This window comes from Corynebacterium sp. UMB10119B (genome assembly GCF_030228125.1).
Lineage (GTDB): Bacteria > Actinomycetota > Actinomycetes > Mycobacteriales > Mycobacteriaceae > Corynebacterium > Corynebacterium pseudogenitalium.
Map to the genome: position 1 here is coordinate 62,560 of NZ_JASPBG010000001.1, position 26,655 is coordinate 89,214.

Annotated in this window: 23 protein-coding genes and 1 pseudogene; 20 read left to right on the forward strand and 4 right to left on the reverse strand. The window is 59.9% G+C overall.

Going from position 1 to position 26,655, the window contains the following annotated elements:
- Positions 1–107: 107 nt before the first annotated feature.
- From QP802_RS00290 to QP802_RS00315, 6 genes are all read left to right on the forward strand, one after another.
- Complete coding sequence (locus QP802_RS00290; protein WP_284817400.1) at positions 108–1,154, forward strand: C40 family peptidase; 1,047 nt, start codon at positions 108–110, stop codon at positions 1,152–1,154.
- 5 nt (positions 1,155–1,159) lie between these two features.
- On the forward strand, positions 1,160–2,305 hold the full coding sequence (locus tag QP802_RS00295) for a glycosyltransferase family 4 protein (RefSeq protein WP_284817401.1): 1,146 nt from the start codon (positions 1,160–1,162) through the stop codon (positions 2,303–2,305).
- Between the two features lie 11 nt (positions 2,306–2,316).
- The gene (locus QP802_RS00300; RefSeq protein ID WP_070362197.1) at positions 2,317–3,288 is read left to right on the forward strand and encodes an ROK family protein; all 972 of its coding nucleotides are present in this window, start codon (positions 2,317–2,319) and stop codon (positions 3,286–3,288) included.
- Positions 3,281–4,021 (forward strand): lysophospholipid acyltransferase family protein, encoded by a 741-nt coding sequence (locus tag QP802_RS00305; protein WP_070362198.1) that lies wholly within the window; start codon positions 3,281–3,283, stop codon positions 4,019–4,021. The genes QP802_RS00300 and QP802_RS00305 overlap by 8 nt, the downstream gene beginning before the upstream one ends.
- A 189-nt stretch (positions 4,022–4,210) precedes the next feature.
- Positions 4,211–4,723 (forward strand): polyadenylate-specific 3'-exoribonuclease AS, encoded by a 513-nt coding sequence (locus QP802_RS00310; protein ID WP_070478769.1) that lies wholly within the window; start codon positions 4,211–4,213, stop codon positions 4,721–4,723.
- 86 nt (positions 4,724–4,809) lie between these two features.
- The gene (locus QP802_RS00315; protein WP_070362200.1) at positions 4,810–6,198 is read left to right on the forward strand and encodes a class II 3-deoxy-7-phosphoheptulonate synthase; all 1,389 of its coding nucleotides are present in this window, start codon (positions 4,810–4,812) and stop codon (positions 6,196–6,198) included.
- Between the two features lie 37 nt (positions 6,199–6,235).
- Here the strand turns inward: QP802_RS00315 and QP802_RS00320 are convergent.
- Positions 6,236–7,423, reverse strand: a pseudogene (locus QP802_RS00320) (protein kinase domain-containing protein); the annotation flags it as partial.
- Positions 7,424–7,471: 48 nt separating this feature from the next.
- On the opposite strand from QP802_RS00320, the gene QP802_RS00325 reads away from it, so the two are divergent.
- Positions 7,472–7,834 (forward strand): Rv2175c family DNA-binding protein, encoded by a 363-nt coding sequence (locus QP802_RS00325; protein WP_240492798.1) that lies wholly within the window; start codon positions 7,472–7,474, stop codon positions 7,832–7,834.
- On the opposite strand, the gene QP802_RS00330 is transcribed toward QP802_RS00325, so the two are convergent.
- Genes QP802_RS00330 through QP802_RS00340 form a run of 3 tightly spaced genes read right to left on the reverse strand, consistent with a single transcriptional unit; the run spans position 7,803 to position 11,019 of the window.
- On the reverse strand, positions 7,803–9,275 hold the full coding sequence (locus tag QP802_RS00330) for an alpha-(1->6)-mannopyranosyltransferase A (protein WP_284817402.1): 1,473 nt from the start codon (positions 9,273–9,275) through the stop codon (positions 7,803–7,805). The two genes, QP802_RS00325 and QP802_RS00330, sit on opposite strands and share 32 nt — an antisense overlap.
- Before the next feature lie 2 nt (positions 9,276–9,277).
- Positions 9,278–10,390: a polyprenyl synthetase family protein gene (locus tag QP802_RS00335; protein ID WP_407933398.1), complete on the reverse strand. Its 1,113-nt coding sequence runs from the start codon at positions 10,388–10,390 to the stop codon at positions 9,278–9,280.
- A gap of 56 nt (positions 10,391–10,446) precedes the next feature.
- Entirely contained in the window at positions 10,447–11,019 is a 573-nt protein-coding gene (locus QP802_RS00340) for a GNAT family N-acetyltransferase (RefSeq protein ID WP_284817403.1), read from the reverse strand.
- 129 nt (positions 11,020–11,148) lie between these two features.
- Here QP802_RS00340 and QP802_RS00345 point away from each other — a divergent pair, with 129 nt between their 5' ends.
- The 13 genes from QP802_RS00345 (at position 11,149) to murC (ending at position 26,654) form a co-directional block, all read left to right on the forward strand.
- A complete protein-coding gene (locus tag QP802_RS00345; protein ID WP_284817404.1) occupies positions 11,149–11,583 on the forward strand; it encodes an SAV_6107 family HEPN domain-containing protein in 435 nt (144 codons plus the stop codon).
- Between the two features lie 96 nt (positions 11,584–11,679).
- Entirely contained in the window at positions 11,680–12,075 is a 396-nt protein-coding gene (locus QP802_RS00350; RefSeq protein ID WP_070478970.1) for a DUF3040 domain-containing protein, read from the forward strand.
- A gap of 400 nt (positions 12,076–12,475) precedes the next feature.
- On the forward strand, positions 12,476–12,910 hold the full coding sequence (gene mraZ, locus QP802_RS00355; protein WP_070362207.1) for a division/cell wall cluster transcriptional repressor MraZ: 435 nt from the start codon (positions 12,476–12,478) through the stop codon (positions 12,908–12,910).
- Between the two features lie 202 nt (positions 12,911–13,112).
- The gene (gene rsmH, locus QP802_RS00360; protein WP_284817515.1) at positions 13,113–14,111 is read left to right on the forward strand and encodes a 16S rRNA (cytosine(1402)-N(4))-methyltransferase RsmH; all 999 of its coding nucleotides are present in this window, start codon (positions 13,113–13,115) and stop codon (positions 14,109–14,111) included.
- 14 nt (positions 14,112–14,125) lie between these two features.
- On the forward strand, positions 14,126–14,833 hold the full coding sequence (ftsL, locus tag QP802_RS00365; RefSeq protein WP_070976545.1) for a cell division protein FtsL: 708 nt from the start codon (positions 14,126–14,128) through the stop codon (positions 14,831–14,833).
- Between the two features lie 114 nt (positions 14,834–14,947).
- Positions 14,948–16,885 (forward strand): peptidoglycan D,D-transpeptidase FtsI family protein, encoded by a 1,938-nt coding sequence (locus QP802_RS00370; protein WP_407933400.1) that lies wholly within the window; start codon positions 14,948–14,950, stop codon positions 16,883–16,885.
- Positions 16,886–16,906: 21 nt separating this feature from the next.
- Positions 16,907–18,424, forward strand: coding sequence for a UDP-N-acetylmuramoyl-L-alanyl-D-glutamate--2,6-diaminopimelate ligase (locus QP802_RS00375; protein WP_070478971.1), 1,518 nt, complete (start codon positions 16,907–16,909; stop codon positions 18,422–18,424).
- Between the two features lie 9 nt (positions 18,425–18,433).
- Positions 18,434–19,972, forward strand: a complete 1,539-nt coding sequence (locus QP802_RS00380; RefSeq protein WP_284817406.1) for a UDP-N-acetylmuramoyl-tripeptide--D-alanyl-D-alanine ligase — start codon at positions 18,434–18,436, stop codon at positions 19,970–19,972.
- 9 nt (positions 19,973–19,981) lie between these two features.
- Positions 19,982–21,091, forward strand: a complete 1,110-nt coding sequence (gene mraY, locus QP802_RS00385; protein WP_284817407.1) for a phospho-N-acetylmuramoyl-pentapeptide-transferase — start codon at positions 19,982–19,984, stop codon at positions 21,089–21,091.
- Positions 21,088–22,503, forward strand: coding sequence for a UDP-N-acetylmuramoyl-L-alanine--D-glutamate ligase (murD, locus tag QP802_RS00390; RefSeq protein WP_284817408.1), 1,416 nt, complete (start codon positions 21,088–21,090; stop codon positions 22,501–22,503). The genes mraY and murD overlap by 4 nt, the downstream gene beginning before the upstream one ends.
- 43 nt (positions 22,504–22,546) lie before the next feature.
- A complete protein-coding gene (locus tag QP802_RS00395) occupies positions 22,547–24,046 on the forward strand; it encodes an FtsW/RodA/SpoVE family cell cycle protein (protein WP_256041657.1) in 1,500 nt (499 codons plus the stop codon).
- A 33-nt stretch (positions 24,047–24,079) separates the two neighbouring features.
- Positions 24,080–25,159: an undecaprenyldiphospho-muramoylpentapeptide beta-N-acetylglucosaminyltransferase gene (gene murG / locus QP802_RS00400; RefSeq protein WP_256005184.1), complete on the forward strand. Its 1,080-nt coding sequence runs from the start codon at positions 24,080–24,082 to the stop codon at positions 25,157–25,159.
- A 7-nt stretch (positions 25,160–25,166) separates the two neighbouring features.
- Complete coding sequence (murC, locus tag QP802_RS00405) at positions 25,167–26,654, forward strand: UDP-N-acetylmuramate--L-alanine ligase (protein ID WP_284817409.1); 1,488 nt, start codon at positions 25,167–25,169, stop codon at positions 26,652–26,654.
- Position 26,655: the final 1 nt, after the last annotated feature.

A 26,655-nucleotide genomic window follows, 5' to 3' on the forward strand; every position in this document is an offset into this window, starting at 1 on the left:
GATCCAAACGATTGTGGTGGGGGTCGGCAGAAGAATTACAAGATTGTAACTTTAAGCCCCTCTCGCTATATTGGTGATAGTTTTTCTTGCCAGCGAAGGGGCTTTAAGTGGCTAAACACTCTTTACATGCGCGTCATGTTGCAAATGGGCGTTCCTGGGGGAAGCGCGTGGCGCTGGGTGCATCGCTCTCTGTCGTTGTGAGCAGTAGCGTTGTTGCTCCGTCCGCAGTGGCGGATGACGTCGAAGAACTGATTCATCAGGTTGATGAGCTTTCGCATGAGGTCACCGCAAAGGTAGAAGAGCTCAAGGGCGTCGAGGATGATATTGCCGCGAAGTCGGAGGAACTTGAGCGCTTGCAGTCTGACGCGGCGGATGCGCGTACCCAAGTTCAAGCTGCGAAAATCGCTCGTGATGATCTCCAAAGGGAAGTAGACCGCCTCGCTGCTTCCCGGTACCGCAACGTCCAGGCCGATGTGATCCTTACAACGCTGGACTCTGGTAGTCCCCAGACTGCTATTGACCGTGCTGCGTACCTGGATTCGCTGTCCCGCAAACAGCAAAGCGTGCTCCGCGAGTACGAAGGCGCTGCCCAGGACGCGGCAACGAAGGCGAATGCTGCAAACGTAGCCCTTGCGGAAGCGCAGTATCTCCGAAATGACCTTGATTCAAAGCGTTCGAAGCTCGAGCGTGAGCGCGAGGCGCTGCAGGGACAGATTGAGGAGATTGAGGCGCGCGTCGATAATTTGTCGCCGGAGGCGCGTTCGTTGTGGGAGGGACGTCTGCACCCCGTTGATGCTGGCTCGTTGCCTCCGGTGGGGGATGGGGTTGTCGGTGCCGCGCTCGCGCAGGTTGGCAAGCCTTATGGCTGGGGCGCGACGGGGCCGTCGGCGTTCGACTGCTCTGGGCTCATGGTGTGGGCTTACGGGCAGAACGGTAAGGCGATCCCGCGTACCTCGCAGGCTCAGCTTGCTGGTGGCATGCCGGTGAGCATGGGGGACCTGCAGCCAGGTGACATTGTCGGTTATTACCCGGGAGTGACGCACGTTGGCATGTATATCGGCGACGGCATGGTTGTGCATGCCTCTGACTACGGTATTCCGGTCCAGGTTGTCCCGTTGAATTCGATGCCGGTCCAGGGCGCTGTCCGTTATTAGGCACCATGACTGTTTTATTGGTGACGAATGATTTCCCACCGACTGTCGGTGGGATTCAGTCGTACTTGCGGGATTATGTGCAGGAGGTCGTTCACCGTCGCGGGGCGCAGAGCATCATTGTGTTTGCCTCGATGCAGGATAAGGTGGCTGCTCTCGCATGGGATGCGGAACAGCCGTACACGATTATTCGTTGGCCCTTTCCGGTGATGTTGCCTACTCCTGCTGTCCGGAGGATGATGCGGCGAATTATCAGGGAACAGCACGTCGATACGGTGTGGTTTGGTGCTGCAGCTCCTCTTGGAGTGATGGGGGGTGCTGCGAAGCGTGCGGGTGCTTCGCGGGTTGTGGCAACGACGCATGGCCATGAGGTCGGGTGGTCAATGTTTCGCATTGGTCGTCGACTGCTGCGAACGATTGGCGGTAGTGCCGATGTAATCACGTACATTTCGGAGTACACACTGGGGCGATTCAAGGAAGCATTTGGTCCGAATCCTCAGTTCGTTGCGCTTCCCTCAGGCGTATCGACGTCCCGCTACGCGCCCGCAACGCAGCAGGAGAAGTTGGAGACCAGAGCTTCGTTCCGAATCGGCGCGGAGTCTCCGCTGATTGTGTGTGCGTCGCGTCTGGTGAAACGCAAAGGGCAAGACCGGTTGATCCGCGTCCTGCCGAGGGTGCGCGAGCAGGTGCCGGGTGCACAATTGGTGATTGTTGGGGAGGGTCCGTATGCCCGTCGGCTTCACGCGATGGCGGAGGGCGTCGACGGTGTCAGGTTCACCGGGCGGGTCAGCGACATTGACCTGTGTCGAATCGTTGCGGCTGCAGACGTGTTCGCGATGCCGGTTCGTACCCGCGGCGGAGGCCTCGACGTTGAAGGCCTCGGGATTGTGTTTCTCGAGGCCCAGGCGTGTGAGGTACCGGTGGTCGCTGGTGATTCGGGCGGTGCGCCGGAAACGGTGGCGGACCACAGCGGAGTGGTCGTCGATAAGAATGATGATGCACTTGTCGCGGCGTTGGTGCGTCTGCTGCGTGATCCCCTGCTGCGGGAATCGATGGGGAAGGCGGGGCGACGCCATGTGCAGCGGGAGTTTTCGTGGCAGGTGTTGGGGGAGCGGTGTGAGAAATTATTATTTTCTCAGGCTCTCGGCGACTAGCATGGTCATGTATGTCTACTGAATCCAAGCTGACTGTCGGTTTTGATATCGGCGGGACGAATACTCGCGCAGCAGTGGTCGATGACTCTGGGCGCATCGTTGCATCGATATCTACTGGTACTCCGCAGACTGGTGATGAGCTTATCGACGTCATCGTCGATATGGTGCGGCAGCTGCAGCGGGAGTACGTGGTTGATGCTGTCGGCTTGGCTATCGCCGGTTTTCTTGACCCGGACTGCGAGATCGTGCGGTTCGCCCCGCATTTGCCGTGGCGCAACGACCAACCGGTTCGGGCGCAGCTTGAGGAGGCTCTGGGCCTACCAGTCCGCCTTGAGCACGACGCGAACGCGGCAGCCTGGGGTGAATACCGATTTGGCGCAGCAAAGGATGCGGATATCTGGGTGTTCTTTGCCGTCGGTACCGGTATCGGCGCAACGCTGATGATTGATGGCAAGATTTACCGCGGATCGTTCGGCACTGCCCCCGAGTTCGGGCACTTGACTGTTGTGCCAGATGGGCGCGTGTGTTCCTGCGGTAAGCAGGGCTGCTTGGAGCGGTACGCCTCGGGCACGTCGTTGGTGGACTGTGCTTTGGAGGTCGCAGCGCACGGCGGTTTTAAGAAGTGCGGTTTGTACCGGAAAGTCGTCGATAAGCGGGCGACGGGCCATGACGTGATGGAGGCTGCACGCGAGGGCGATGAGCTTGGCGTGAAGGCGCTTGCGAGTTTTGCGGAGTGGCTGGGCCGTGGTTTGTCGATAGTGGCTGACGTTATGGATCCGGGCCTGGTGGTCCTTGGCGGTGGCGTGAGCGCCGACGCAGATCTCTTTATGGAAGATGCCAAGGATTCGTTGCGTCGTAACATGGTTGGCTCCGGGTACCGCCCTGTTCCGGAGATTCTATGCGCAGAGCTGGGCCCGCAGGCAGGTATGATCGGTGTCGCAGACTTGGCTCGTGAGGATCTAGCAGGGAGACACCGTGCATAACAAGTGGTATTCGGCGTTTAAAGCGTTGCTAGGTCCAGCGCTGCTCGTGTGGAATCGTCCCACGATTGAAGGCGCGGAGCATGTGCCGGACGAAGGCGGCGTCATTCTTGTCTCGAACCACCAAGCGGTGATGGATTCGTTCTATCTGCCGCTGATGCTGCGTCGGCAAATCACGTTTCCGGCGAAGAGCGAGTACTTTACGCAACCTGGCTTGAGGGGCAGGTTCAAGCGGTTTTTCTTTACCGCTGTTGGTCAGATCCCTGTGCATCGCGGTGATTCGAATGCGGGCGCGAACCTGCAGCAGGCTGCGCGCGAGGTGATTGTTGATCGCAACGACGTGTTCGGTATCTACCCGGAAGGCACGCGTTCACCGGATGGTCGCATCTACAAGGGGCGCACCGGTATGGCTCGTGTCGCGATGGACACGGGAGCGCCGGTGATCTTGGTGGCCATGATTGGCACCCGCGAGGCGAACCCGATCGGGTCGGTACTTCCGCGCCCGGCGAAGGTCCGCATCAAGCTCAGCGAACCTATTGACCCGCACGCTTGGGCGACGGAGCACGGATTTGATCCGCACTCGCGGGAGGTGATGCGTCCGTTTACGGACTTCGTGATGCATAAGATGTCTGCGTTGTCCGGATACCCGTACGTGGATGTGTATGCTTCGGACGTCAAAAAGCATCTGGAAGAGACGGGGCGCTATCCTGAGGGCGCCGAGCCCGAAGAGGATTAAGTAAGGACGTTTGATGGACCGGGACCTCGTTACTCGTATTGTGCTCGTGTGCTGCGCGGTGGGAGCGTATCTCGTCACGAGTGAACTTGAGATAGCCAGGAATGTGATTTCGCCGCTACTCGTACTGTTCGTTGCAGCGGTGATGTTTTGGCCACGCAAACCTGAGGGCCCGGAGGGTGAGGCGAACTAGTGCGTTACTTTTACGACACAGAGTTCATCGAAGACGGCTCGACCATTGAGCTAGTCTCCATCGGCATCGTCGCGGAGGACGGTCGTGAATACTACGCGGTGTCCAATGAGTTTGATGCCGCGCGTGCGAATCAGTGGGTGCGCGACAATGTCTTGGATAAACTGCCCGGTGCTGGTCACCCCGCATGGAAGTCGCGGGAGCAGATCCGTAGTGAGGTCTACGAGTTCTTGACGACGCCCCGCTCCGCCCCGGAGCTTTGGGCATGGGTGGGGGCGTACGATCACGTTGTGCTGGCGCAGCTGTGGGGTGACATGACCGGGTTGCCGAAGAACCTTCCGCGCTTTACTCGTGAGCTGAAGCAGTACTGGGAAATGGCGGGGCGACCGAGATTGCCACAGGTGCCGCGCGGGAACCACGATGCATTGGTAGATGCGCGCCATAACTTGAAGAAGTACCGCGTATGCGCGGAGTATTTGCCGCTTGACCGGCTTGGCCGCGCGTCTAGATCGTGAGACGCGCATTTCATACTTTGAGTCTGTGCAGGTATTCGCGCCGCAAAGTTGTGGTATTCGTCGCTGCTTCGTGCTAAACATTAAGTGTGAGTTGGACAGTAGATATCCCCAAAGAAGTTCTCCCCGATTTGCCACCGCTTCCAGGAGACCTCAATGCACAGTTCCAGGACGCGTTGTCGCGTGACGCAAAGCAGCAGCCGAGCTGGGACCGTCATGAGGCTGAGTATGTGCGGAAGATTCTCGAATCTGTACCGCCGGTAGTTCTTGCCCCAGAGGTTGAAGAGCTCAAGCAGAAAATGGCGAAGGTCGCTAACGGTGAAGCGTTTTTGCTTCAGGGGGGTGACTGCGCGGAGACATTTGAGTCCAACACAGAGCCTCATATCCGCGCTAACGTGCGTACACTCCTGCAGATGGCGGCAGTGTTGACGTACGGCGCGTCGATGCCCGTAGTGAAGCTCGGGCGTATCGCCGGGCAGTACGCAAAGCCACGTTCATCAGATCTCGACGGTAACGGCTTGCCGAATTACCGCGGTGACATCGTCAATGGCGTCGAACCGACTCCGGAGGCGCGTCGCCATGATCCCGCTCGCATGGTCCGCGCGTACGCAAATGCGTCTGCGGCTATGAACCTGGTTCGTGCACTTACTGCGTCCGGTACCGCGGACCTGCACAACATCAACACTTGGAACCGCGAGTTTGTGACCAACTCTCCGGCGGGTGCACGCTACGAGGCGCTCGGCCGTGAGATTTCGCGCTCGCTTGCCTTCATGGATGCTTGTGGCGTGAGCGACGAACACCTCCGGACCTCGGAGATTTACGCCTCCCACGAAGCTCTGCTTGTGGACTACGAGCGCGCTATGCTGCGCCTCGCCGAAGACGATCAGGGGGAGACGCGGCTGTATGACCTGTCCGCGCATCAGCTGTGGATCGGCGAGCGCACCCGAGATCTCGATGACTTCCATGTGAACTTCGCCGCGATGATCGATAACCCGATCGGCATCAAGTTGGGGCCGACGACCACTCCGGAAGAAGCCGTGGCGTACGCGGATAAGCTCGACCCGAATTTCGAGCCTGGCCGTTTGACGATGGTGATCCGGATGGGGCACGACAAGATTCGCGAAGTGTTGCCAGGCATCGTCAATGCCGTCGAGGCATCTCGTCATAAGGTGATTTGGCAAAGCGACCCGATGCACGGCAACACGTTTACGGCGTCAAATGGTTACAAGACCAGGCACTTTGACAAGATTCTGGATGAGGTCCAGGGCTTCTTCGAGGTGCACCGTCAGTTGGGCACGCACCCGGGTGGCATCCACATTGAGCTGACCGGCGAGGCGGTCACCGAGTGCCTCGGCGGTGCGCAGGACATCACTGACGTTGACCTGCCAGGCCGCTACGAATCTGCCTGCGACCCGCGCTTGAACACTGAGCAGGCACTCGAGTTGGCCTTCCTCGTAGCGGAGATGTTGCGCTACTAAGATTGCGCGCGGTGGTGGCGCCTTAGGGCATCGGTAGGAGGATCTGCGGAATCTCGCCGTACATGCCGGACCCGAGCCACCAGCCGCCCACCGCAACCAAGCCTGTGCAGATTGCGCTGAACACTAGGAAAACTGCCAGGCCGATTCCCGAGCGGTTGCTCACCGGCTTGCGAGGTCGCGCCGGGGAAAGCGGGGCTTGCGGTGGAGCCGGGGCTGGTACCTGTGGTGGTGGCGGTGCAGGCGCCGGGGGCTGGACTGTCGGCGCATCCACACGTGTTCTCGGGGAATCATCTGTTGAATTCGGCCGGAGGCGAAACTGCGTGGGGTGAGCTGCGGCACGATTCGCTGCGGAATGCCTTGGTACTGGTACCGCGTAGGGTGGTAGCTCAAGCGCGTCCGCTACGTCGTTGAGCGCAGCGAGGAACTCCGATGCGTCATGGAAGCGGTCGTGGGGGTCGGTCGCGGTGGCGGTGGCCACGAGTTCGTCGAAAAGCTTTGGTACGCCTCCGATCCGAGAGCTGGGCGCGGGCACCACATCATGTAGCCGTGCGAAGGCGTGCGCGATGGGGGTATCGCCGTTGAAGGGCTGCTGGCCGGTGAGTAGCTCAAAGAGCACGATGCCTGCGGAATAGACGTCGGAGGCCTGCGTGATCGGTGAACCGTCCACTTGCTCGGGGGAGAGGTAGGCGACCGTACCTACGATCTGGTCGGTGGAATGCGTGATGTCTGAGACTGCGCGCACAAGGCCGAAGTCCGCAAGCTTGACACTGTGATCGCTGTTAATCAGGATATTGTCCGGTTTGATATCGCGGTGCACCATTCCTTTTTGGTGCGCGACCGCGAGGCCAGTGAGCACAGCCCGCATTACCTCGGCGGCGGCGTGCGGTGGCATGGGACCGCGCTCGGCGAGCAGCTCACGCAGTGTTCCACCGGTGATGAGCTCCATGATTAAAAATACTTGGTTCGTGGGTTCGCCTTGGGCAGCGAAGTCGTACACGTTGACTAGGTTGGGGTGGGAAAGCTGGGCCATCGCCCGAGCTTCTCGACGAAACCTCTCACGAAACACGCTGTCATGCACGTAGGACTCGTGCATCACCTTGGCGGCAACTTCACGGCCTAAACGCGTATCGACGCAGCGGTATACCGTCGCCATGCCACCGCGTGCGATGGGGCGATCGATGATGTACCGGTTGTCCAGCGTGTCTCCAACTGCGAGCTGTGCCATGCGCTCCAGTATGGCCCAAACGTGCTCTCGACGCGTAAACTGTCGGTCGTGAGTGCTCAACAGACTATTGATTCTTTGCTCGAACACGATGAACTGCTGACCTTTCCCGAAGTTGCGGAAACACTCGGCGTTCCAGTCACAAAAATCCACGACTATGTTCACGCCGACAAGCTCCTCGTTTACCGCAAGGACGGCGTGAATTACATTCCTGCGCTCCTGCTGGCGGACGGCGAGATGTCAAAGTTCATCAGCGGGGCGATCACCGTGCTTGCGGACGGCGGCTTTTCCCCCGAAGAGTCGCTCCAGTACCTATTTACCCCCGATGAATCACTGAGCGGCCGTCCAATCGACGCGCTGCACGGCCATGGTGCCCGCGAAGTTATTCGCCGAGCACAGGCGATGGCGTTTTAGCCTGCTTGAACGGCCACACCGCAAGCACTGCTGCAAAGGCCACGAACGGTGCCGCGACGAGGAACCAGGCATCGTAAAAGCGGTGGTTACCGCCGCCTGTAAACGCCAGCACGATGATTACGCTCGCGCCCACGGCGGCCTGTTGCACCCACCGCGGTGCCCGGAAAGTTCCCACGAGTGCCAAAATCGATGCGTAGTACCAGGGGAGCGTGACCGCATTCGTGATGAACGCGGCGACGTACGCGGCGGTCGTGCCCTGGACAGCGCGCACGTCATTCGCTGCACCTGGTTTCGGGCGGAACCACCACCACACAACGGCTAACGCCACCAACATCAGGATGGAAGCGGCCGCGCGCACGACAACGAGCAGGCTGTTGTAGTAGAAGTGGTCGTCGAAAAGCTGGAACCCGGGAGTGAGTATCTCGGTGACCAGCGTGGGCCCTGCCAACGGGTTGATCACCTTCGAGTTGCCGGAGATCTCAGCCAGCCAGCCCCACGACGCGCCAGACGCCGCGGTGACAACATAAAGCACCCCGCCCGTCAGCACGATTGACCAAGCCGTGGCGAGGATGAACACGCCGCACTTCTTAAGCACAGATGCTGATGCACCCGCGAAATGGGCAACCATCAGCCACACGATGAAAGGCATCGCCACGGCAGCCGTGGCCTTGAGCGAGACCGCAACAGCCACCACAGCGATGGCGCCACTAAAAGTGGCGAAGGTTGCTGGGCGGCGTAGTGCCCACACGATGCCGACGCTGACGAGCCCCACCATCACGGCCTCGTTGTGCATGCCGCCAACCATATGCAGCAGCATCAAGGGGTTCGTCGCTCCAATCCAGAGCGCAAATGCACTGTCGCCGCCGAGCTGCTGCGCAATTTTCGGGACCGTGATGATAATCAGCGCGAAACCCGCCAGCGCTAGGAGCCGATATGCAACAATGCCGGCGCCTACACTATCGCCAGTTACCAGTGTGATCAGCTTGCCTAACCCCAGGTGCAGCGGACCGTACGGGGTGGTGGTGTTGCGCCAGTCGTGCGAGACTTCCCACAGCAGCGGGCCGGGGTTGACGGCCGCACCTTCTGAGTATGGGTCGAAGCCGTCGCGAAGCATGGCGCCTTGCATCAGATAGGAGTACACGTCGCGCGAGAGCATCGGTGCGCTCAGCGCGAGTGGTGCGGTCCACAGCCAGGTGGTGCGCCGTACCGTATCGAAGGTGGGACGCGTACGCCACAGCCACAGCCAGGCAAGCAACAACAAAACGATGCCGACGCTCATCGTGATGTCCATGAGCGCACGCCCGTGCCCGTACGTCAAATTGTCGACGCCCAACATACGCATCACGCCGCCACGGTTGCGGGTGGCGCCGGCCCCAAAGGAACCAAGGGCCACCAAGATACTTGCCAGCAGCCCTAGTCGTGTCGGCGAAAGAGACTTCATTGCTACATACGCCTAGCCGTGGCTTTGATAGCTAAGTCACGCATGAACTGCGCAACTGCATCATCAATCCCTGCGTCCGAAAGGTGCTGCAGGCCTGATTCAGTGAGGCGGTCGATGCGCGCCTCTACTGCCTCGACGGCGCCACTTTCTTGAATAAGCCCTGCGAGTTCGGAAAGCTCCTCTGGTGATGCTGCGACACCAATCCCGTCGCGAAGGCGTTGCGCTGCGGCAGGATCGGACGCATCCAAGTTTGCCAGCGCAGTGGCGAACAAGACGGTGCGCTTGCCCTCACGGATATCGTCGCCAGCCGGCTTGCCGGTCACCTCAGGTTCACCGAAGACCCCAAGGATGTCATCGCGGAGCTGGTACGCAATGCCAATATCACGTCCGTAACCACGGAACGCGGCGATCGTTGCATCCGGTGCGCCGGCAATCGCGGCGCCAAGGTGGAGCGGCCGTTCAATCGTGTACGCAGCGGTCTTGTACCGATTCACCTTGTCTGCGAGCTCAACAGATTCGCTGCCCTTAGCCTCTAACATGATGTCCAGCAGCTGGCCGCCGATCACCTCAGTGCGCATCCCCACCCACGGCTTCGCCGCGCGGTCGAGGGCATCATTCGTGAGCCCCGAGTATCGCCACATGTCTTCTGCCCACACCAGCGCAAGATCACCAATCAAAATGGCCGAGTGCTCGCCGAAGGACGCGGCGTCACCACGATAGCCTTCGTTGCGGTGCGTTGCCTCAACTGCGCGGTGCACTGTTGGGTTGCCGCGCCGGGTGTCGGAGGCGTCGATAATGTCGTCGTGGATGAGCGCACACGCCTGAATGAACTCGAGCGAGCTCACTGCGCGCAGCACTGCGTCGGGGTTCTCCTGGCTGTGGTCGAGCCCTCCTGCGCCGATGAAGCCAGCCCAGCCGTAGAGTGGCCGTATCCGCTTGCCTCCACCGAGGACAAACTTGCGCAGGTAAGACACTGCGTCTTCCACCGGGGCACCAATTTCCGCGACTACCGATTCCTGGCCGTCGAAGAACACGCGAAGTTGCTCCTCAACAAGCACGGGGATGGCCTCGAGCGTTGGCCCTTGTGAGGATACTTCAGACACGTTGTGCTCCATTCCAGAATCTGTCGTAGACGTATGCACCTAGAGACTACCGAGTTACCACGACAAACCTACAACATTGGTGAGGCGCTGAGTGGCAGCGATCGCCCGAGAATCGCAAATGGCCGCGGATCAGCAGGGTAGAGGTAGTTACGTGCGACGTCGGAGAACCCAAATTTGCGGTAGAGCTTGAACGCACCGTTGTCCTCGTGCTCGACCTCAGGGGTAGACAGTAGAGCAAATTTTGCCGGTGCAAGGCGCAGGAGCTCCCGGAGCAACCTCGCGCCGATACCTCTCCCTTGATAGGTAGGGAGCACATGGATTTCAGCGACCTCAAAGTAGCTTTGGAGTAACTCCTTTTCGCTTTTCGACGGCCCCCCTTGCATGGCAAGCGCCCGCCTGAGCTGCTGATCCCACCATCGTTCACGCTGTCCCAACATTCCGTATGCAATGCCGATGATCGTGTCGTCAGCAACTGCCGCGACTGCAGTGAAGCCTGGGGAGAGAGCCTCTTGGCGCCAGGAGGAGATGCGTTGTGCCCGAACATTGACCGGGTAGTCCATGGCCTCTATATAGAGGTCGACGAGTGCGGGCGTTGCAAGAAGGTACTCGGCCGATGTGAGTCGGCGGATTTCGGTCTTCATGCCTTTATCGAACCACGAGTCCGGGAAGTTTCGCCATATTCGAACAAATGAGCGAAGTTCTGGGGGATTTGTCGGACCCATTTTCTATATTCATCTCAAATGCGAAAGGGAAATGAAGGAGAAATCAACATGAACAGCGTTATCTCTGCGACAACGAACGAAGTTTACGGTGCTCGCGTCCGTCAATCGAAGCGTGACCAGTTTCTTGAAACCGCCGATGGCTGCCTCACGTATGCCTATGAGCGATTTGAGGAGGGGGCGTACGACGAGGCTATGGAATATGCCTACCGTGCAGCGCTGCGGACTGCGGGTGCGGTGTGTTCCGATAGTCCGGTAATTCAGAAGCGAAAGCGGCTGCCAAGGAGCGCGTGGAAGAAGCTTGCACTCACGGGGAAGGGTGGTGAGCGGTGGGCGAATGTGTTTGAGTCGTTCTCGCGGGAACGCGGCCGCGTTGCCTCAGGGATTGAGCATATGCCGCCAGCTGACAGGGTTGCGCAGTTACTTGAGCAGGCGGAACAGTTCTACCTCGAGGCACTTCCTGCCGGAAATGGTGTTGCGGCTTAGCCTGGGCAATCTTGCCCTCGTCTCCCGGGGAACAAAGGCGCTAGGATGGCCGTTGTATGGATAGCAACGTCCGCTTTGGAGCTTGGGAGTAGAGCAGTGTCACTTTCTGAACAGGAGCAGCAAGCACTCCGCGCAATTGAGCAGTCACTCATGGCAGATGACCCTTCATTTGTGCAAAGCGTCGGCCGAAACGCCGACTATGCGGCTCCTTCGTCCACAGGCCGGATTACGATGCGCAGCGTTGCGTTAATGGTGCTTGGAGTGGTGTTGTTGCTCGGCGGTGTTGCGCTTGCCTCGCTTTCCATTTGGACAGTAATCATTAGCGTTATCGGGTTCGGCGTCATGATGGCTGGTGGAATCATGGCGTTGCGCACCCCAGCGCATGGCCCATCTGTATCGCAGTTGCGGAATGTTTCCCGGAACCAGCAGAAGTCTCCTCGAGTGAGCTCGATGGAGCAGAACTTTAAGCGCCGGTTCGAGGATCGGCCTTAATGTAAAGAAGGACCACGCCCCCTTTACTGGGGGCGTTTTTTATTGCCTGGGCGAAACGCCCCACTTTCACCCACAGTCTCCACTTTTGCCCACACATGTATGCGGAGATGGACTTTTGTGGGTATTTCTTTGCGTATCTAGTCGACTAGTGGGGTGATTGTGGCTATTGTGAAGCGCGAAAGGGGGAGGGAGCCCCACCGTTTTCTTGCTCGTTGACCTGCGGTTATGTTGAAGTCGGTAATCTTTTTTGTGTGTGGTGTGGCATTTGTGGGGCACAGTGGGTTAAAGTGGGGCGTAGCGGAAGGCGCGGTGGTGTGCTGACTACACACCTTTGTCGCACGAAGCAGAGAAAACTACATACATCACGTGTCTGACGGCGTAGAGGAAGGTGGGTCGCCCGATGTTTCTGGGAACCTACACTCCCAAGCTTGATGACAAAGGACGCTTGACGCTGCCTGCGAAGTTCCGAGAGGACCTCGCGGACGGGCTGATGGTGACCAAGGGGCAAGATCACTCTTTGGCGGTCTACCCCCGTGCGGAGTTCGCAGCGCGAGCCAAAAAGGCAGCTGCAGCATCCCGCACGAACCCGAAGGCTCGTGCGTTCATTCGTAATCTGGCTGCCAGTGCGGATGAGCAAACGCTTGACGGTTCTGGTCGTATCACGTTGTCGGCGTCGCACCGGGAATACGCAAACCTTTCAAAGGAGTGCGTGGTTATCGGTTCTGTAGATTTTCTCGAGATCTGGGATGCACAATCCTGGGCTCAATATCAAGAAGAGACTGAAGCTGCCTTCTCGGCGGCGGATGACGACGACATACTCTCCGGTCTGCTGTAAGGCTGACTACCTGACAGTGGACATCGACTACTGACGGAGAGCGTGTACGGACTCTATCCCGGGCGTGAAGCGTTCTGGTGTACTTCCCCGACATCAGAGCAGCCGCCCGGGGTAGGGCTCTATACGCTCCCCAAACATGGGTGTAGGTAATTTTCAGAACAACGCAGTGAAGGGAGTGTGCCCGACAATGGTAGAAGCCGCGATGGACTTTGATCCGGTGGCAAACCGTGGCCACGTTCCCGTGATGCGTAACCGGATGGTGGAATTGCTCGCACCAGCAGTTGAGCAATTCGGCGATCGCGCAGTGATTGTCGACGGCACCCTCGGCGCAGGCGGCCACACTGAGTACTTTCTTTCTACATTTCCAAACGCGTACGTTATTGGAATCGACCGAGACCCAAACGCGTTAGCTGCGGCAACGCAGCGACTGGCTCCATTCGGCGACCGTTTTGTTCCGGTGCAAGCCCGTTTTGACGCAATTGGCGAAGTTGCGGCTTCTGACGAGCGGGTGCCTTTCGGCATCGTCCGCGAAAATGGAGTTGCCGGGGCGCTGTTTGACCTTGGCGTTTCTTCGATGCAGCTCGATCAGGAAGAACGCGGTTTCGCGTACAAGATTGATGCCCCGCTAGATATGCGGATGGATACGACGCAATCGCTCACTGCAGCTGACGTGCTGAATACCTACTCGCACGGTGACTTGGCACGCATTTTGAAGACGTACGGAGACGAGCGTTTTGCGGGAAAGATTGCTCGGGCGATTGTTCAGCAGCGTGAACAGGAGCCATTCACAACGAGTGCGCGTCTGGTGGAGCTGCTGTACGACACGATTCCGGCAGCCACACGTAGATCGGGCGGGCACCCGGCAAAGCGAACGTTCCAGGCGCTGCGAGTCGAAGTGAACCGCGAGCTCGAAGCGGTCGAGCAGGTCCTTCCCGTCATTACTGACCTCCTAGGAGTTGGTGGCCGTGTGGTTTTCATGAGCTATCAATCGTTGGAAGACAAAATCGTCAAGGCGGCGTTTCGGGAACTCACGGAGTCGAAAACCCCACCGGGGCTCCCGATGGACTTACCCGGTACGCAGCCGCTGTTTCGATCCATCACAAATGGGTCGGAGAAGGCGTCGAAAACTGAAATTGAACATAACCCTAGAGCGGCGTCCGTACGGGTACGTGGTGTCGAGAAACTAGCACAAGGCAACTAAGGAACTGATCAATCATGGCAGCACGAGAGTACAGCGGATCGAACATGACGCTGACGCGCGGTGATCAGGCACGCCCGCAGACGCGGCGCTCCGGCCAGCAGCGTAGCGCGAACACTCGACTGCTCAACCCGGGTATTCGACCACACGTCCCACACCCGCGTACTCACGGGCGGTTGGGGTCGAAGCAGATTGTGTCCTACCGTGGCAGGAGGATTGCGCAGCCGGCTGTCGCTAAGAAACAGTTGTCGCTGACGTTCACAGTGACGGTGGTACTGCTGGTATTCGGGGTTGTTGCTGCGATGGGGCTCAGCGCTTTGTCGACGACGCAAACGTTTACCATTCAGCGCCTTCAGGCGCAGGAACGAGAGCTGACCAACCGTGTCGAATCGCTGACCCGCGACCTTGAGGACCGCAAATCATCCGCAGAGATTGCACAACGTGCAGGTGACGCAGGCCTGTTGGTTCCATCGGCTCCAGGGATCGTTGCGGTGCATGAAGATGGCAGTGTGCATGAGCAGCGTCCGTTCGACCCGAACGCAACTGTCGGTGTGGTGGACGTGAATGAGTCTCACGCACGATCTGGGCGCGCGTCGAGTGACCAGCAAGCAACTCGCGAAATCGGTGATTCTTTGACGCAGCTTCCTGGCAATAACGTGCTTGGCAGCACTTCTCGTTTGGACAACGTGGCGCCGTATGCGCCGAATGTCCCACCTACGCTCTAAGCTCTAAGGGCACGAATCGTTTCTTACCCGTTGAATGCAATTGAGTGAGGTGAATATAGGGCAGTGGTCGAATCGCACCCGGACCGGAGAAAACGAACTGCTCGGCCACGTGCCCTGCAAGCACCTCAAGCGCCTAAGACACGGCGAAGTGTGTTGCACCAGCGGTCCCAATGGGCAGTAATTCTGTTTCTTGTAGTCAGCGTATTTTTGGTCGGCAGGCTGTTTCTTGTGCAGGTGGTGTGGGGCCCACAGCTGCGCGAGCAGGCGCAATCGCAGCGCGCCAGGATTTACACTGACCCCGCGCGGCGCGGTGAGATCGTGGACCGCGAAGGTAACCACCTGGCGTACACGATGCAGGCGCGGTCGTTGACTGTGTCGCCGGTGACGCTTCGTAAGGAATTGCGTGAGCAGGTCATGCTCAATGAAAACATTCCGAATCTCGACGATGACGCGACGCGAGCCATGGTTGGCGCGAGAGTCGAGGATATTCTGCGCACGATGGCCAACGAGATTCCCGTCATGATTGGCGAGGCAATGGGCGAAGAGGACGTCGATAGGCGACGAGACAATGACGATATGCGCAGTGTGGGCAAGGTTGACGCACGCGACATCCTCGAGAAGCTGCACGCGGATTCGAACTACGAGGTACTTGTCCGGAACGTGGACCCTGATGTGGCGTCGAACATTGCTGCTGAGTTCCACGGCGTGGCCTCGGACCACCAGGACATCCGGCAGTACCCGAACGGGGCGATTGCTGAAAACATCCTCGGCAAGGTGTCGATGGACGGGCAGGGACAGTTTGGGCTTGAAGCATCGAGTGATGCGGTGCTCACCGGGATCAACGGGCGCAAGACAGAGGACGTGTCGAACGACGGGCAGTCCATCCCCGGTACGCTGCGCGACGTTGTACCCGCGGTGGATGGCGCGAAGATCACCTTGACGATCGACCTGGACCTGCAGTCGTTTGTGCAGCAGACTCTGGAGAACGCGAAACGGAACTCGTTGGCAAAGGACGCCGAGGCAGTAGTGCTCGATGCCCGCAGTGGTGAAGTGCTAGCAATGGCGAATACCTCCACTATTGACCCGAACGGGGACATCGAACGGCAGCTGCGCGAAGGGAAGGACTTCAGCAACAACGCGATCTCGCACCCGTTTGAGCCGGGTTCCGTGGCGAAGATTATCGCAGCGACTGCGGCAATTGAGGAGAAGGTGACTACTCCGGAAGAAGTACACCAAGTGCCGGGCTCTATCGACATGGCTGGTATTACTGTGCGCGACGCGTGGGAGCATGGCGTGATGCCGTACACCACAGCGGGCATCTTCGGGAAGTCCTCGAATGTGGGCACCTTGCAGATTGCGCAGAAGCTGGGCGAGGAGCGCTATTGGGATTACCTGCAGCGCTTCGGAATCGGAAACACAACCGGCATTGAGCTGCCCAACGAGTCCGCCGGTCTGTTGCCAGTGCTAGAGCAGTGGTCCGGAGGAACGTTTGCGAACCTACCAATTGGGCAGGGAATGAGCTGGACAGCGCTTCAGATGGCCAGCGTCTACCAAACGCTTGCCAACGGTGGCGAGCGGATTACGCCTCGCATTATCCGCAGCATTGAAAGTGCAGAGGGCACACCGCTGGAACAGCCCGAACCTGAGCGGCATCGTGTGGTGTCGGAGGCGACGGCACGCACAGTCGTGGACATGTTCCGTTCCACGTTCCAAAACGACCCGGCAGGGATCAACAACGGTACCGCCCAGAACAGCCAACTTCCTGGCTATCAGCTTTCGGGCAAGACTGGTACCGCGCAAAAGGTGAATCCTGAGACTGGCGCCTACTCGCAAAACCAGTTCTGGATTACGTTTGCTGGCATCGCGCCTGCGAACGATCCGCGATTTGTCGTGGCCGTCATGCTTGATGAGCCGCAGCGAGGTACACGAGAAGGCGGAGCCGGTGGACAGTCGGCAGGTCCGGTGTTTACTGAAATCGCCAGCTGGTTGATCAATAGGGAGAACTTGCCACCTAGCCCAGAAGCGGACCAGTACGTTTTGCAAGCCCAGTAGGGAAGTTTCACAATGAATGACATGACGCAGACAACACCGAACGCGCCTACCCTGGAGGCGCTCGCAGCGCTGTCTGGTGGGACGCTCCACAACGCCCCAGATCAGCCGCTGCACATTGAAGAGATTGCACTCGATTCGTCGAAGATTGCCCCAGGCGGACTGTTCGCAGCTTTGCCCGGCACCCGCGTGCATGGTGCAACGTTTGCAAAGCAGTGCCCAGCGGGCGCCATCTTTACTGACAATGCAGGCGCGAAGATCCTCGAGGGCCAAGGGGAAACGCGGCCGGTGCTGGTCGTCGAAGACGTTCGCGAAGTTCTCGGCGATGTGTCAGCCGAGGTGTATGGTCACCCATCCGAGCACATGACGCTGCTCGGGGTTACCGGCACGTCTGGCAAGACTACCGTGACGTACATGCTGGAGAAGGGGCTTGAGGCAGCAGGAGCGAAGGTAGGTCTGATTGGCACCACCGGCACGAAGATTCTCGGCGAGTACGTTCCAACGTCCCTGACTACCCCGGAAGCCCCGACGCTGCAGGCTCTGTTCCGCCGCATGCTGCAGGCTGGAGTGACGCACGTAGTGATGGAGGTTTCTTCCCACGCGCTCATGCTTGGCAGGGTGAGTGGCACGTCTTTCGATGTCGCTGGGTTTACAAACCTGAGCCAGGATCACCTGGATTTCCATAAAACAATGGAGGAGTACTTTGAGGCGAAGGCGCTCTTCTTTGACCCGACGTCGCGCAGTGCCGCGAAACGCGCGGTAGTTTGCGTCGATGACGAGTGGGGCGAGCGCATGGCTGACCGGGCACAGCACCCGGTTCGCGTTGGCACCCACGGGCAGGCTGGGGTCGACGTGAGCGCGAAGCAGCTGTCCGCAGACAAGACTGGCGCGCAAGAGATTTCCTTATCGACGCCCACTTCGACCCACACGTTGACGCTGCAAATGCCGGGCGCGTTCAACGTGGCTAACGCTGCCTTGGCAACCGCTATGGCGTACACCGCCGACGTTGATGTAGATGCATTCATGAAGGGCCTATCAAAAGCGCAGGTCCCTGGACGTATGGAACGCATCGACTGCGGGCAACCGTTTGTTGCAGTCGTGGACTACGCGCATAAGCCTGCGGCCATCGCGGCCGTGCTGGATACGCTCCGAAAGCAAGTGGCTGGACGCGTCGGCATTGCTGTTGGCGCCGGCGGGGACAGGGATGCGTCGAAACGCGTCATTATGGGCCGCGAATCTGCGCAGCGTGCTGACTTCGTAGTGGTGACTGATGATAACCCGCGTACAGAGGACCCAGCATCGATCCGCGCGGAGGTGCTGCGTGGTGCATTGGAACTCGCGGATGCTCCCCACCACCCGGAGGTGCGTGAAATCGGCGACCGCGCTGCGGCGATTGACGCTTTGGTGCAGTGGGCACAGCCGGGAGATGCGGTCATTGTCGTTGGCAAGGGGCATGAAGTCGGCCAGATTGTTGGCACTACGACGCACCACTTCGATGATCGGGAAGAGATGCGTCGCGCCCTAGAAACTTTCGCGAGGTAACAGTAGATAATGATTGCATGTTCGTTGGGTGAGATCGCCGAGATCGTCGGGGGAACGCTGTCGAAGGAGGCGGACCCCGAGGCGAAAGTATCGGGTGGCGTCGAGTTTGATTCGCGAAAGGTGTCTGAGGGCGACCTTTTCCTTGCGCTGAAAGGCGCGAGGGTTGATGGACACGACTTCATCGGCACGGCATTGGAGCAGGGTGCGGTAGCCGCGCTCACCACGCGCGACGTGGGTGCTCCTGCGGTGATCGTTCCGTGCGCCGAGCTTCGGCCAGATGACAACTCTGACTTGGCTGCGAGTGACCCAACGGGCAGTGCACTCGGTGTTGTCGCGGGCTTTTCGAAGCTCGCAGCGCACGTGGCTCGCCGCCTAGTTCGCGAACACGGACTCACAATTGTCGGCGTGACAGGATCGGCGGGGAAGACCTCGACGAAAGACCTGATCGCTGCGGTGCTTCGCCACAAAGGCGAGACCGTGGCTCCTCCGGGATCCTTTAATAACGAGATCGGTCACCCGTACACGGTGCTGCGCTGCACACAGGAGACGGCGTTTTTGGTGGCGGAGATGTCCGCGAGGGGCATTGGGCACATCGCGCATCTTGCAAAGATTGCCCCGCCATCAATCGGCGTGGTGCTCAACGTTGGCTCCGCACACCTTGGGGAGTTTGGCTCGCGCGAGGCGATTGCTCAGGCGAAGGGCGAGTTAGTCGAATCACTCCCTGATGCGGATCACGGTGGAATCGCCATCTTGAACGCCGATGACCCATTTGTTGCAGGTATGCGCCCCCGCACAACTGCGAAGGTGTGGATGTTTTCGGCTGAGGGATCGCCCGAAGCAGACTTTTTTGCTACGGACATCTCATTGGACGAGGTTGCCCGAGCATCGTTTGTGATGCACACGCCAGACGGGCAACAGCACCGAGTTCGCTTGGGCGTGCACGGCGCCCACCAGGTTGGCAACGCGCTTGCTGCGGCGGCAGTCGGTTTCGGCGCGGGCATGCAGCCTGAAGCGATCGCGGCAGCGCTGAGCCAGGCACGGACCGTATCCGTGAACCGCATGGATGTGCGCACCCGCGAGGATGGCGTGACTGTCATTAACGACGCGTACAACGCAAACCCTGAATCGATGCGTGCCGGTATCGCAGCGCTTGCGTCGACGGCTGCCGCACACCCGGGGGCGCGATCGATTGCGGTGCTCGGTGAGATGGGCGAGCTCGGCGAGGAGTCCGCGTCAGCCCACGCCGAGCTGGCCGCAGAACTGGTAAAGCACAACATCACGGACCTTGTAGCAGTGGGGCAAAGTGACGCGATGGAATCGCTGGCGCAAGCGGCACAGCAGCAGGGCATCGCCACACAGTCTGTTGCCGATAGTGCCGAGGCAAGCAACGCTGTTGAAGCTACGATTGCCACTGCCACACCTCCGCCAGCAGTGGTGCTGGTCAAAGCGTCGAACGCCCAAAAGTTGTGGGTGGTGGCTGAACAACTCATGCGCACCCGTACGCTTGACAGTCAAAGTAAGTCAACCAATGAGAATGAAGCAAGGTAGCAGTCTCACATGATTCAAGTAATTGTCGCAGGAGTTATTAGCTTCCTCGTTTCCATTTTTGTCACACCTTTGTTGATTCGGTATTTCCACCGCCGCGAGATCGGCCAGGAAATTCGGGAGGACGGGCCGCAGTCGCACGCGCGGAAGCGCGGCACCCCAACGATGGGTGGCATCGCTATTTTGCTCGCGATCACACTGGGCTATTTGGCTAGCTCGATTGTCGCGCTGGCCACTAACCACGCGGCGTTTACCGCGAGCGGCGTCATCGTGTTGGGCTTGACATTGGCGCTTGGCTTGGTCGGGCTTGCCGACGACGGCATTAAACTCTTCATGAAGCGCAATCTCGGTTTGAACAAGACCGCGAAGCTTGTGTCCCAGTTTGCAATTGCGATTGTTTTCGGCCTGCTGATCACGCGATTTCCTGACGAGAACGGCTTGACGCCAGGCTCGACCCTGCTGAGTTTTGTGCGCGATATCGAAACGATTGACATCGCGGTCGGCGGTGGAATCCTTGGCGCAATTCTGTTCCTGATCTTTATCTACATTCTGCTGGCTGCTTGGTCGAACGCGGTGAACCTCACCGACGGGCTCGACGGACTGGCCGCTGGTACGACTGCTCTGGTGATGGGCGCGTACACCATGATCACGTTCTGGCAGTTCCGGAACTCTTGCGAGGCAGCGCTGGCAGCGGGCTGCTACAACGTCCGCGACCCGCTTGACTTGGCGGTGCTTGCGGCTGCAGGCTTCGGTGCCTGCGTTGGATTCCTGTGGTGGAACGCGTCCCCGGCCAAGATTTTCATGGGTGATACTGGTTCGCTGGCGCTCGGTGGCCTCGTAGCGGGCCTGTCAGTGGCATCCAAGACCGAGCTTCTGATGATCATCATTGGCGCACTCTTCGTGCTCGAGGCAGCCTCGGTGGTCATCCAGGTGGCATCGTTTAAGTCCACCGGCAAGCGCGTGTTCCGGATGGCGCCGTTCCACCACCACTTTGAGCAAGGCGGCTGGGCGGAGACAACCGTGGTTGTGCGGTTCTGGCTCATCGCTGCGATGGCGGTCGCGCTCGGCACCGCAATTTTCTACGGTGAATGGCTCACACAGAACGGAGTGACGCTGTCATGATCGATACGAGTGTGATCCCCGCAGAGATTTCCCGCGGCGTGCTGCTGGCTGGTGCGGGCGTTTCGGGCCGAGGGGTGCTCGGCATGCTCCAGCAGGTCGGCGTTCCATGCATCGTCGCGGACGACAGCGAGGAAAACCGCGAGTTCGCTGAGCGCACGTGGGGAGTGCGGGCCGTCGATACGCAGCTGGCACACGAGTACTTCGGTGAGGTCGGGGTAGTAGTGACGTCTCCAGGGTGGAGGCCCGACACGCCGCTGCTTGTCGACGCCGCCTCGGCCCAACTCGATGTCATCGGTGATGTCGAGCTGTGCTACCGGTTGGATCGCGCGGGCGTGTTCGGGCCACCGCGCGAGTGGCTCGTTGTGACAGGCACGAACGGTAAAACCACCACCACTGGCATGCTCGCAGCCATGATGCAGGAGGCATCTGCCCGCACTGGTAAGCGTGCGCTGGCGTGCGGCAACATCGGTACCGCCGTGGCTGACGCGGTGGTGGATCCCCAGCGTGTCGATGTGCTCGTGGCCGAGCTGTCCAGTTTCCAGTTGCATTGGTCGAGCCAGCTCGTTCCCAACGCGGCAGTTCTACTCAACCTTGCGGACGACCACATTGACTGGCACGGCTCATTCGAGGCGTATGCGGCTGCGAAGGCGAAGGTGCTCAAAGCCCCGAACGCCGTGGTCGGCACCGATGACGAGCACGTGCAAGCGATCGTGGCACAGAATGACCGCAAGCAATTCTTCGGTTTTACGCTCGGCCAGCCCGAAGAGGGCCAGGTCGGTGTTATCGACGGCAAGCTCGTTGCGCGCCGCGACGGCTCGGTCCTTCAACTGGCAGATACGAATGGCATTGAACCCGCGGGTGCTGCAGGCGTGCTGGACGCAGGCGCCGCCGCTGCCGTGGCGTTGCTGTGTGGTGCGACATCCTCTGAGATTCGTGAAGCACTCGCAGGCTTCCACGTTGCGGGGCATCGCGGAGCCGTGGTCCACGAGGCGAACGGCGTTCGGTGGATCGACAACTCGAAGGCGACGAACCCGCACGCGGCTGATTCGGCGTTGACCGGGGCGGGCACCGTCGTGTGGGTTGCAGGTGGTCAGCTGAAGGGCGCTGCGATTGATGAGGTCGTCGAAAAACATGTGGGGCACATGCGTGCCGTAGCGCTGCTTGGGGTCGACCGCATGGAAATTTACGACGCCGTCAAGCGGCTGGCACCTGACCTGCCTATCTTTGCGACTGACTCGACTGACCCCGAGGTGGCAATGGACGCCGTGGTTCGCTTTGCTGGAGAGCATGCGCAGCCTGGCGATAGCGTTGTGCTGGCACCGGCTGCCGCGAGCCTGGACATGTATCCGGGTATGTCTGCGCGCGGCGACGCGTTTCGTGCGGCCGCCAGGCGACACTTTTCACTACAGTAACTTGAGACACAGCAGTGTTCGAAGCGAAGGGTAATGAGGTGCCATGAAGCGAAATCGTCGACAGCAACCGCCGGCGCGTGCGCCAAAGACTGGCACCCGCGACGTGCCTCAAAGCGCACTGGGCCGGGCACATACGTCGTTCATTGCGGCGCTTGAGCAGCGGCCCCTCATTGACTACACCGTGATTCGGACCGTGGTGCTGGTGCTGGCTGCGTTGGGCGTCGTGATGGTGATGAGCTCGTCGATGGCGTCATCGTTCGCTGCTTCGAGCAGTGTGTGGTCGACTGCGCTTCGGCAATCCCTGATGGTGCTGGCGGGCCTTGTCTTGTTTTGGGTTTCGCTGATGATCCCGCCCGAGCGCATCCGGAAGCTGGCCACGCCACTATTCCTCTTCGCGGTGTTCCTGCTGGTACTGGTGCTGCTAATCGGCACCGGGCGTGAGGAAGTCGGTTCGCAATCGTGGCTGATGTTCGGCTCGTTGACGATGCAGCCTTCTGAGTTCGCCCGTGTGGCTATTGCAATTTGGGGTGCTGCGGTGCTGTCGAAGAAGCAGCCGCCAGCATCGGCGCCTGCGTGGCAGTCGCCGACCGCACAGTTCTTGCTTGGAGCGGGCGTGTGCATCCTCCTGATTGCGAAGCAGGGTGACGCCGGCATGACCATGTCGTTTGCCGCCATCGTGATCTTTGTGCTGTGGTTCGCAGGCTTCCCGCTCAAGGCCATCGGCATCCTCTGCGGGCTCATCGGTGCTGCAGCGGTCATGTTGTTCCTGCTTGGCGGCTTCCGCTCGCAACGCTTCCACGTCTACTTCGAGGCGCTGTTCGGAAACTTCAGCGATACTCGCGGTGCTGCGTTCCAGACGCACCAAGGATTCCTTTCTCTTGCCGACGGCTCCCTCTTCGGCGTCGGCCTCGGACAGTCCCGCGCGAAGTGGTTCTACCTCCCAGAGGCTCGAAACGACTTCATCTTCGCCGTCATCGGCGAAGAGCTCGGTATGTGGGGCGGCATTATGGTGATCGCCCTGTTTGCTGCCCTTGGCTACTTCGGTTTGCGCACTGCGCAACGCGCACAGACATCGTTCCAGGGACTCGCCGCTGCCTCGTTAACAGCAGGCGTAGTTTCGCAGGCGTTCATTAACATCGGGTACGTCGTCGGCCTTGTGCCGGTGACGGGTATTCAGCTGCCGATGTTGTCCGCCGGTGGTACCTCGGCAGTGATTACCTTGTGGTCGATGGGCATGCTGGCCTCCATTGCCCGCCACGAGCCCGACGCAGTCTCGGCCATGCAGAACTACGGGCGCCCACGCTTCGACAGAATGCTGTTCGTCCCGGAGCCGAAGGCGACGGCACAGCTGCGCGCGACTCGCGCGGAGCGAACTCGTACACATGAGCAGTCACGCCGAGAGCAACGGTACGGAGTGCCTGTTGCTCACCGAGTTGCCCCAGACGACCGTGCTCAGCGGCACTCGCCCCGGCCCACCAGGAATGTCGAGGTAACGCAACGGAGACCACGACCGAACCAATCAGAGCGACGCCGGTACCGTTAGGTGGCCGTCGAAAAGGAAAGGACGGGATCCATCATGGACAAGACCCAGCACACAGTGGTGCTCGCAGGGGGAGGCACCGCGGGCCATATTGAACCGGCACTCGCGGTAGGCGAGGTGCTTCGCGAACAGTACGGCGCAAATGTGGTTGCGCTCGGAACTGAGCGTGGCCTGGAAACCACTATCGTCCCCGCGCGCGGCTTTAACCTTCAACTCATTGACCCTGTGCCGATCCCGCGCAAGAAGCCATGGAAGCTTCTTGGCGTACCGTTCAAACTTGCGCGTTCCGTGCACCAAACACGGAAGGTGATGAAGGATTCAAAGGCTGAGGCAGTCTTTGGTACGGGTGGCTATGTGTCGGCGTCTGCGTACCTTGCCGCGGCATCGTTGCGCCTACCATTTTTCGTCTTGGAAACGAACGCGTTGGCGGGCATGGCCAATAAGCTTGGCGTCAAGCTAGGTGGTGTCGGGATTAACGCCGTGGCGAACTCGGGGATGCCGGGTGATGTCGTGGGGATCCCGGTGCGTCCGGGAGTGGGCGTCGATACGGATGGAGCGAAAGCGCTGCGTGGGTACAAGATGTGGGACCTTGATCCGGACAAGCCGGTGGTTCTGATTACCGGTGGGTCCCAGGGTGCGGTGAGCATCAACCGGGCTGTTGCCGGGGCCATCGAGGACATCACGGCGCGCGGGTACCAGGTGCTGCACGCCTACGGCAGAAAGAACGACGCCCCGAAGCCACACGAAGGCTACACGGCGGTGCCGTACATCGACGACATGGAAGCTGCGTATGCCGTGGCGGACATGGTTGTGTGTCGCTCCGGCGCCATGACCGTGGCGGAAAACTCAGCCGCTGGCCTGCCAGCCGTTTACATCCCACTGCCGCACGGCAACGGCGAACAGGGGCTTAACTCGGCGCACCTGGTAGCTACCGGGGCGGCAATGCGTATCGACGACGCCGAGCTCACCCCAGACGCGCTTGCCCGCAGCGTCAACGAGATTTTGGGTCGGCCAGAGCACATGCAGCGCATGCGAGAAGCGCTCGAGCACTCTGGCGCGGGTAGTGTGGCAGAAGATCTCGCTGCACGGATCATTGCGACTATCACAAAGGAGTAACACCGTCATGTCTTCCGAACACACCACCGCGCCTGGTTCTGTGGATCTTTCCCGCGTACATCTGGTTGGTATCGGTGGCGCTGGCATGAGCGGTGTCGCCCACATCCTGCTTGACCGCGGGGCAGTAGTGACCGGGTCCGATGTGAAAGACTCCCGTCCAGTGCGTGCGTTGCGCTCGCAAGGTGCACAGGTCGCAGTCGGACACGACGCCGCGAACCTCGAGCTGACGGGGCAACTTCCGACCGTCGTGGTCACCAGCTTTGCTGCGATTCCGAAAGATAATCCGGAGTTGGTGCGTGCGAAGGAGGAAGGGATTCCTGTGATTCGCCGCTCAGATCTGCTCGGCGAGTTGATGGACGGTTACACGCAGCTCCTGCTAGCAGGCACGCACGGCAAGACGTCCACGACGTCCATGACCGTGGTGGCGTTGCAGGCTGCGGGGGAGGACCCTTCCTTTGCGATTGGCGGCCAGCTCAACAAGGCCGGCACCAATGCTCACCACGGTGCGGGCGATATTTTCGTGGCGGAGGCGGACGAGTCCGATGCTTCGTTGCTTCGCTACAAGCCAAATATCGCCGTTATCACCAACATTGAGCCTGACCACCTGGACTACTTCGGCACGCACGAGGCATACTTCAAGGTGTTCGACGACTTCGCCGATCGCGTGCAGCCCGGCGGTTTCCTCGTCGTTTGTATGGATGACGAGCACGCTGCAAGCTGTGGTGAGCGCGCATTGCAGCGCGGCATCAACGTCGTCGGCTACGGCACTGAAGTAGCGGCTGCAGCGCACCCAGATATTCCCGCAGGTGCAGTAGTTATAGAAGAGCGTATCGACGGCTCCTACGTCGACGTGCGTGCTCGACTCAACACCGGTGGCACATCTGCTGAGTACTCCTACCGCCTGTCGATCCCTGGTCGGCACATGGTGCTCAACTCCCTGGCCGCGCTGTTGTCCTCGACGCTGGCGGGTGCGGAACCTGAACGGATCGCAGCGGGGCTGAGCGGGTTCTCCGGTGTCCGGCGCCGCTTCGAGTTTAAGGGCCTCGTAGAGGACGGGCCGTTCGCAGGTACCCGTGTCTACGACGACTACGCGCACCACCCCACCGAGGTCACCGCAGTGTTGACGGCGGCGCGGGAGAAAGTCGAGTCTGAGGGCAAGGGTGCGCGCGTCGTTGTGTGCTTCCAACCGCACCTGTACTCGCGCACACAGAACTTTGCCCAAGAGTTTGCTGACGCCCTCTCACTCGCGGATGTCGTCATGGTGCTGGACATCTTCGGCGCACGCGAAGCGCCCGTTGAAGATGTGACCAGCAGGCTCATTACTGACAAGATGGATAGCTCGGTGCCGGTAGTGCTTGAGCCCAATTTCCTCGCAGTACCGGTGACACTGGCATCAATGGTTCGTCCTGGGGACGTCATCCTAACGATGGGCGCTGGGTCGGTGACAATGCTCGCCGATGAGATCCTCGCGCAACTTAGGCAGGCGGAGGTTTAGC